The following is an 8090-nucleotide window of genomic DNA, read 5'->3' as shown; positions in this document are numbered from 1 at the left end:
ATCCCCGTCCGCTACGACGGCCCCGACCTCGCCGAGGTCGCCCGGCTCACCGGTCTGGACGAGCGCGAGGTCGTCCGCCGGCACGCCGCGGCCGAGTACACCGTGGCGTTCGGCGGCTTCATGCCGGGCTTCGCCTACCTGACCGGCCTGGACCCGGCCCTGCACGTCCCCCGGCGGGCGACCCCGCGCGAGCGGGTCCCCGCGGGCTCGGTCGCCGTCGCGGGCGAGTTCGCGGCCGTCTACCCGGCTGCGACGCCGGGCGGCTGGATGCTGCTCGGCACCTGCGACGTGCCGCTGTTCGACGTCGACCGCGACCCGCCCGCGCTGCTCCGCCCCGGCGCCCGGGTGCGGTTCGTCCCGGCCGGCGCCCCCGAGGACGTCGCCCCGTCCCCGGCCGCGGTCGCGGCCTCCGCCCCGTCCGACGGCTCGACCGAGGCCGGGCGGCCGCCCCGGACCCCGTCCCCGGCCCTCGCGTCCCCGGCCGTCGCGTCCCCGGTCCCCGCCGACGCCGCCGCCCGCCCGACGGTCGAGGTCCTCGCGCCCGGCCCCCTCGCCCTCGTCCAGGACCGGGGCCGCCCCGGCCTGGCCGCTGTCGGCGTGGGGCGCTCCGGCGCCGCCGACGCCGGCGCGCTCCGCCTCGCGAACCGCCTCGTCGGCAACGCCCCCGGGGCCGCCGGCCTGGAGGTGCTGCTCGGGGGCCTGGCGCTGCGGTTCCCGGCGGGCGGCGTCGTCGCGCTCGCCGGTGCGGAGGTGCCCGCCGACGTCGACGGCGTCCCCGTCCCCCCGCACGCCGCCACCCGCGTCCCGCCCGGCGGCGTGCTCCGCGCCGGCACGGCGACGCGCGGGCTCCGGCTGTACGTCGCGGTGCGCGGCGGGCTCGACGTCCCGCCCGTCCTCGGCTCGCGGGCGGCCGACCGCCTCGCGGCCCTCGGTCCCGCACCCCTGCGCGCCGGGGACGTGCTGCCCGTCGGCGCCGAGGTCGTGGACGCCGCGCAGCCGTGGGCGGACCCCCCGCGGGACTGGCCGGCGACCGCCGTGCTGCGGGTGGTGCCGGGGCCGCGCGGCGACTGGTTCGCGCCGGGCGCGTTCGACCGGCTGCTCGCGGGCCGGTACGCGGTGACCCCGGCGAGCGACCGGGTCGCGCTGCGGCTCGACGGCCCGCCCGTCGAGCGCGCCGACCGCGGCGAGCTGCCCTCCGAGCCGCTGGTGCCGGGCGCGGTGCAGGTGCCGCCGGACGGGCGGCCGGTCGTGTTCGGGGCGGACCACCCGGTGACCGGCGGGTACCCGGTGCTGGCGGTCGTCGAGCCGCGGTCCCGCGACGTCGCCGCGCAGCTCCGACCCGGCGACGCGGTCGCGTTCGCCCGCTCCGACGGCCTCCCGGAGCACCACGCCGGACACGCGTGAGCACCGAAGACGTGGGCCGGGGGCGCGCGGTCTGTTTGAATGCTCCCGGAAGGCAGAGGGGAGCTCCGGTGGACGTCAGCGTGGCCAGCAGGACCGTCGAGGGCAGGACCGTCGTCGACGTGACCGGCGAGATCGACGTGTACACCGCGCCCGCGCTGCGCGAGAAGCTCACGGGCCTGGTGGACGCCGGGCACGTGGACCTGGTCGTGAACCTCACCGAGGTGCGGTTCATGGACTCCACGGGGCTCGGGCTGCTGGTCGGCGTGCTCAAGCGCGTCCGCGGGGCGGACGGGCGGCTGCAGCTCGTCATCGACTCCGAGCGGCTGCTCAAGGTCTTCCGGATCACGGCGCTCACCCAGGTGTTCACCATCCGGGAGACGGTGGACGAGGCGCTCGCCGCCGACCGCGAGGGCTGACCTCACCCGGGGTAGGTTGGCCTCGCACCGACGTCCGGAGGCGAACCGCGCGGACGTACGGTCCGCCTCGGGGAGCCTTCTAGCTCGTCGACGTGCCGGCGTCAGCGTCACCACGGACCCGAGGTGGGCGCTGGCCGCCCGGATCCCGCGGCTGCGCCGACGACGTCAGCCCCTCCGGCACCGGCGGTCGGAACGACTCCCTGGTCAGGCGGGCGTCCCCGGCCGCCGCGAGCCCTCCCGCTCGTCGGCGGAACCAGCTGAGGACTCCGTTGCGTGGGCCCGACGACCGGCCCACGACTAGATCCACCAACCGACCGAGTTGACGGGTCCCGAGGTGGCCATGGCGCGTACTGAGGGGTTGCTCAAGATGTTGCCCCAGGCGACGGTCGTTCCTGCGTTGCTCTTGCCGCACCCGATCGAGTACCAGGTCCGGGTCCCGGACACGGTGAATCCCCGGCCCTGCGCGCACACGCTTCCGCTCGCGTCCTGGACCCCCCACGCGTAGCCCTGCTTGTACCCGACACTGCCCCAGACGGTGCATCCGCCGATGCTCTCCGGGCCCCAGATGACGGCCGTGGCTGTCGCGGTCCCCCCGCAACGAGCGCGAGCCTCGCGCATCGTGGCCGGGTCTTGTCCTTCGACCGGGGTGCCGTCGGGGTAGACGATCGGACCCAGTTCGACGTCGGGGTCGATGATCACGTCCGGATCCTGCTGGATCACCTCGGGCAGGGCGTCGATGAGCTCCCGTGGTACGTCGGGGTTGTTGACGGCAGCGGGAGGTCGGTGGTCGGCGCCGAGCTCGGCGGCGCTCGCCGACCCGACGGTGAGAGCGGCCAGGGGTAGAACCGCGATGGTCGCGGCCCAGGTCTTGCGCATGGCGACACACCTCCACAGATCGAGTGGGGCCTCGTCGCCCCACCGCTCGACACTGCGCTCCGAGGCGCACCACCTAGCCGGTCCTGCCGCTCTCACACGAGCACCTACGCAGCGGTCATCTCGATCCGCCCAGGTGTTCAGCCATCCGGGAGACGGTGGACGAGGCGCTGGCCGGCCACCGCGAGGGCTGACCTCACCCGGAGGGGTGGCCCACGCCGACGGCCCGGTGAACGCCGCGCGAAGTCTGGGTGACACGGGCGCTCTGGGCCCGGCGCGCCCCGACCGTGGCGGCACCATACGGTCGTGCCGAACGACGTCGACCTGCTGGTCCGCACCTCCCGCGCCGTCGGAGGGGTGCACCGCTCCGTGGGCGAGATCGCCGTCCCCGTCGCGGTGGTGGACCGGGACCTCCCGATGAGCGAGGTCGAGGTCCTGTTCCGGTCGCCCCACCTGCCGTGCCTCGCGGTGGTCGACGAGCGGGACGGCCGGATCGGCATGGTGTCCCGCAGCCGGTTCACCGACGCGCAGACCGGCAGGCTCGGCTACGGCCGCGCGGTGCTGGCCCGCCGGCCCGTCGGGGAGGTCGCCGACTGGTCCCCGCTCGTGGTCGACGAGCGCACCGGCATCGTCGAGTCGGCGACCCGGGCCATGGAGCGCTCCGGCGAGACCCGCTACGACGACGTGCTCGTGCGGTCCGGGACCTGGGGCGCCGTGGCGACGTCCGACCTGGTGCGCGCGCTGGTGGCCGCGCTGTCGGAGCGCTCGCTGCACGACCCGCTCACCCGGCTGCCCGGGCGGGAGCTCGTGCTGCACACCCTGCAGGAGTGGGCGCGCCTGCTGCCCGGCAGCGCCCGGCGGCTGCTGCTGGTCCAGGCGGACGTCGACGGGTTCGCCCGGGTGAACGTGCGGTTCGGCGGTGCGGCGGGCGACGGGCTGCTCCGGCTGCTGGCCGACCGGTTCGCCGACGGGGTGCCGGCAGGGGCCCTGGTCGGCCGCACCGGGAGCGACGAGCTCATGGCCGTGGTGCTGCTGCCGGGGGTGCCCGGGTCGGAGGCGGACGACCAGGTCGCCCGGGTCGTCGAGGCCGTGGGCCGGGCGCTGCTGCCGCGGGCGCGGGACGAGCCGGCGGTCCGGCTGGCCTGGGTGGTCTCGGCGCCCGGATCCGCGGACGCCGACGCGCTCGTGCAGGAGGCGCAGCGGCGGATGCTCGCGCGCAAGGCGGACCCGCTGCCCGCCGTGGCGGCGCCGGGCTGACGCCGCCGCCACGGCCGGGCGGTCAGGGGATCACGGGGGTCGCCCTCCTCGTCGGCCCCCGCGCAGCCGCGCCACGGCGGGTCAGCGCGTCACGCGGTACACGAGGGTGTCCCCGCCGCCCGCCCCGGCCTGCTCGGTCACCTCCACGTCGTAGCCGCGGAGCCGCAACGAGAAGGACGTGCCGCTCCCGCCGATCTCCGTGGGCCCCGTCCCGGCCGCGCCGGCGCCGAACGCCTCGGCCGCGCGCGCGGCCGCGATCTCGGACCCGGCCTGCACCCGGCGCCGGTCCTCGTCGGCGGTCAGCGTCACCTCGTCGGTGATGAGCTCCCACCGCGTCACGGGCAGGCCGGGCACCCCGAGGGCGGTGGCCGCGCGCTGGAGCGCGTCGGTGCCGGTGACCGCGACGGTGACCTTCCAGCCGTCGACGCCGCCCGTGATCACGGCCTGCACCTCGTCGCCGACGAGCGGCACGTCGGCGAGCGGGTAGTCGGCGGGCAGGTCCGGGTCGCCGGTGAGCGGCGGCTCCTCGGGGAGGAGCGTGACGTCGACCGCGGGCGACGCGACGTGGCCGGCGTCGTCCTCGCCCGTGGCTCCGTCCACGAGGGCGGCGACCGCCACCAGCGTGTAGTCGCCCGGGGCGGGCACGGCGCCGGCCAACCCCTCCGGGTCCGTCCCGGGGCAGGAGCGCAGCACGCCCGACCCCGTCGGCGCGGCGACGCCGGCCAGGGCGGACTCGCTCGGGGCGTCGCCGGCGACCAGCCGGGCGGCGTCCTCCGCCACCGCCACGACCGCGCCGTCGCGCACCAGGGCGATCTCCGCGTCCCGGACGGGGAGCACGACCGGGCCACCCGCGGTCACCCACACCGGCACCTGCGTGCCCAGGGACCGGCCGACGAGCTCGCCCCCGCCGTCCGACCCGGGCAGCCCCAGCCGCAGCGCCAGGTCGGCGGCGGACGTCGCGAGGTCCGCGACGTCCGCCCCGCAGAGGGCCGACCCGCTCGGCTCGACCGGCCGGCGCGGGTCCGTCGCCGTGGCGGGCGGGGCCGCCCCGTCGACGCGCCCGTCCCGGTCCCCGAGCCGCGACCAGTCCACCGCGGACCCGCCCACCCCGATCGCGACCGCCGCGGCGCCGCCCACCGATGCCTGCGCCACGGCCCGGCGGGTCCGCGCCCGGCGCACCCGGCCCCGCAGGCGCACCAGGCCGCCGGGCCCGCCGAGCGCCCGCGGGTCGCGCGGGGTCGGGCCGTCCACCACGTCGCGCAGCGCGCGCCCCAGGTCGATGCTCATGTCACGCCCTCCCGGTCGTCGTCAGGTCGATCACGTGCTCCTCGCGCGCCGGCGCCACCGGCCCCAGCAGCTCCTCCAGGGCGGCGACGCCGTCGTGCAGGTACCGCTTGACCGCCCCGTCGGAGACCCCGAGCCGGCGGGCGATCTCCGGCACGGTCAGGTCGTCGTAGAACCGGAGCACGACGGCGGCGCGGTGCCGCGGGGCGAGGCGGGTCAGGGCGACCTCGACGTCGGTGCGCTCGGCCGCGAGGTGGTCGTGCGCCGGCACGTGCTCGGGGCGGGCGACCAGGTGCCGGACGCCGTCCCACAGCCGCCGCCGCCGGTGCCCGTCCAGGTAGGCGTTGAGGATGGCCCGGCGCACGTACCCCTCGACGGCGGCCGGCTCGCGCAGGCTCCCGCGGGCCCGGGAGAACGTCCGGACCAGCGCCTCCTGCGTGAGGTCCTCGGCCTCGCGGGGGTCGCCGGTGAGCAGCGTGGCGTACCGGACGAGCGCCGCGCCGCGCTCGTGCACCAGCGCGCTCAGCGCGTCGTCCCAGCCCGCCATCCCCAGCCCCCTGACCGCTGGTCGCACCCGACGGCGACCACTCTCACGGACCATGACGAGCGGCGGGGGCGGAATCGTTGCCCCGGTGCCGCCGCACCGGGGGGCCGACCGGTGGAACCGGCCGCCGCACCCCTTCCCAACCGGACATATCTGGCTACAGTGGCGTCCTCTCGCGCGGCAACGGAGCGGCGCGTACCGGGGGCGGCTCGGGCAGGGCCGTGCCCCGCGTCCGAGGAGGATGCATGGTCGAGCTCGGGTCCGGAAGCCTCGTGGTGGTCGCCGTCATCGCGGCCGTGGCGGTCGCCGCCCTCGTCGTGGCGGTGGTGCTCCGCCGGCAGGTCCTGGCGGCCGACGAGGGGTCCGCGTCGATGCGCGCGATCGCCGCGGCGGTCCAGGAGGGCGCCGCGGCGTACCTGTCCCGGCAGCTGCGCACGCTGGTGCTGTTCGCGGTCGTCGTGTTCGCGCTGCTGTTCCTGCTGCCGGGCGACGCCGGCGTGAAGATCGGCCGCTCGGTGTTCTTCCTGGTGGGCGCCGGGTTCTCCGCGTCGATCGGCTACCTGGGCATGTGGCTCGCGACCCGGGCGAACGTGCGGGTCGCGGCGGCGGCCTCGCTGCCCGGCGGCCGCGCCACGGGCGCGCGGATCGCGCTGCGGACGGGCGGCGTGGTCGGGATGTCGGTCGTCGGGCTGGGCCTGCTGGGCGCCGCCGTGGTCGTCCTGCTGTACCGGGGCGAGGCGCCGGCGGTGCTGGAGGGCTTCGGGTTCGGGGCCGCGCTGCTGGCGATGTTCATGCGGGTCGGCGGCGGCATCTTCACCAAGGCGGCCGACGTCGGCGCCGACCTGGTCGGCAAGGTCGAGCAGCACATCCCGGAGGACGACCCGCGCAACGCCGCGACGATCGCGGACAACGTGGGGGACAACGTCGGCGACTGCGCGGGCATGGCGGCCGACCTGTTCGAGTCGTACGCCGTGACGCTGGTGGCCGCGCTGATCCTCGGCCGGGCGGCGTTCGGCGAGGAGGGGCTGGTGTTCCCGCTGGTGGTGACCGCGATCGGCGCGGTGGTCGCGGCGCTGGGCGTCGTGGTGACCCGGGTGCGCGGCGACGAGAGCGGGCTGACCGCGATCAACCGCGGGTTCGCGGTGGCCGCCGTGGCCGGCGCGGTGCTCGCGGCGGTGGCGGCGTTCGTCTACCTGCCGTCGTCGTTCGCGGACCTCGCCGGGACGGCCGGGCTGGCCGACCACCCGGGCGACCCGCGCGCGGTGGCGGCGGGCGCGGTCGCGATCGGCGTCGTGCTGGCGGGCGTGATCCTCTGGCTGACCGGCTACTTCACGGGGACGACCTCGAAGCCGACGATCCACGTGGCGCGCACCTCCCAGACCGGCGCGGCGACGGTCGTCCTGTCCGGCATCGGCGTCGGGCTGGAGTCGGCGGTGTACACGGCGGGCACCATCGCCGCCGCGATCTGCGGGGTGTTCCTCCTGGCCGGCGGGTCGATCTCGCTGTCGCTGTTCCTGGTGGCGCTCGCGGGCTGCGGGCTGCTGACGACGGTCGGCGTCATCGTCGCGATGGACACCTTCGGCCCGGTGAGCGACAACGCGCAGGGCATCGCCGAGATGTCCGGCGACGTCACCGAGGAGGGCGCGCAGATCCTCACCGACCTGGACGCCGTCGGGAACACCACGAAGGCGGTCACCAAGGGGATCGCGATCGCGACGGCCGTCCTGGCGGCGACGGCGCTGTTCGGGTCGTACGCCGACGCCGTGGCGGGGGCGCTCGCGGGCCTGGACCTGACGCAGGTGCCGGGCGACATCGTCCTGGCGATGACCGACTACCAGGTGATCAGCCCGGTGACCCTGGTCGGCGTCATCCTCGGCGGGGCCACGGTGTTCCTGTTCTCCGGGCTGGCGATCGACGCCGTGACCCGCGCCGCGGGGGCGATCGTGTTCGAGGTGCGGCGGCAGTTCCGCGAGCACCCCGGGATCATGACCGGCGCCGAGCGGCCCGAGTACGGCAAGGTCGTCGACATCTGCACCCGGGACTCGCTGCGCGAGCTCGCCACGCCCGGCCTGCTCGCGGCGTCCGCGCCCGTGGCGGTCGGGTTCGGGCTCGGCATCGGGCCGCTCGCCGGGTTCCTCGCCGGGGCGATCGGCGCCGGCGTGCTGATGGCGGTGTTCCTGGCGAACTCCGGCGGCACGTGGGACAACGCGAAGAAGCTGGTGGAGGACGGCCGGTACGGCGGCAAGGGCTCCCCGGCGCACGACGCGGTGGTCATCGGCGACACCGTCGGCGACCCGTTCAAGGACACCGCG

The 8090-nt window shown here is 76.9% G+C and carries 7 protein-coding genes; 4 read left to right on the top strand and 3 right to left on the bottom strand.

Features of this window, described 5'->3' with window-relative positions; genetic code table 11:
- Together VER05_RS11165 and VER05_RS11160 are read left to right on the top strand one after the other, a co-directional pair.
- The coding region (locus VER05_RS11165) for a 5-oxoprolinase/urea amidolyase family protein (protein ID WP_324845427.1) at positions 1–1404 on the top strand (1404 nt) is incomplete at its 5' end.
- 68 nt (positions 1405–1472) lie between these two features.
- Complete coding sequence (locus VER05_RS11160; protein WP_324845426.1) at positions 1473–1820, top strand: STAS domain-containing protein; 348 nt, start codon at positions 1473–1475, stop codon at positions 1818–1820.
- A 297-nt stretch (positions 1821–2117) separates the two neighbouring features.
- Here the strand turns inward: VER05_RS11160 and VER05_RS11155 are convergent, their stop codons facing one another.
- A complete protein-coding gene (locus VER05_RS11155) occupies positions 2118–2696 on the bottom strand; it encodes a hypothetical protein (RefSeq protein ID WP_324845425.1) in 579 nt (192 codons plus the stop codon).
- Between the two features lie 303 nt (positions 2697–2999).
- On the opposite strand from VER05_RS11155, the gene VER05_RS11150 reads away from it, so the two are divergent.
- Entirely contained in the window at positions 3000–3950 is a 951-nt protein-coding gene (locus VER05_RS11150) for a GGDEF domain-containing protein (protein ID WP_324845424.1), read from the top strand.
- An 81-nt stretch (positions 3951–4031) separates the two neighbouring features.
- Here the strand turns inward: VER05_RS11150 and VER05_RS11145 are convergent, their stop codons facing one another.
- Both VER05_RS11145 and VER05_RS11140 read right to left on the bottom strand, forming a co-directional pair.
- The gene (locus VER05_RS11145) at positions 4032–5237 is read right to left on the bottom strand and encodes a hypothetical protein (RefSeq protein WP_324845423.1); all 1206 of its coding nucleotides are present in this window, start codon (positions 5235–5237) and stop codon (positions 4032–4034) included.
- Between the two features lies 1 nt (position 5238).
- Positions 5239–5781 carry an RNA polymerase sigma factor gene (locus VER05_RS11140; RefSeq protein ID WP_324845422.1) on the bottom strand — a complete coding sequence of 181 codons (543 nt, stop codon included), beginning with the start codon at positions 5779–5781 and terminating at the stop codon, positions 5239–5241.
- A 242-nt stretch (positions 5782–6023) separates the two neighbouring features.
- Between VER05_RS11140 and VER05_RS11135 the strand changes: the two genes are divergently transcribed.
- Positions 6024–8090 (top strand): sodium-translocating pyrophosphatase (locus tag VER05_RS11135; protein WP_324845421.1); only part of this gene is annotated, 2067 nt, incomplete at its 3' end.

This window comes from Cellulomonas sp., assembly GCF_035634735.1.
Lineage (GTDB): Bacteria > Actinomycetota > Actinomycetes > Actinomycetales > Cellulomonadaceae > Cellulomonas.
The sequence above is the reverse complement of the archived record's forward strand: the minus strand, read 5'-3'. Positions and strand labels throughout refer to the sequence as shown.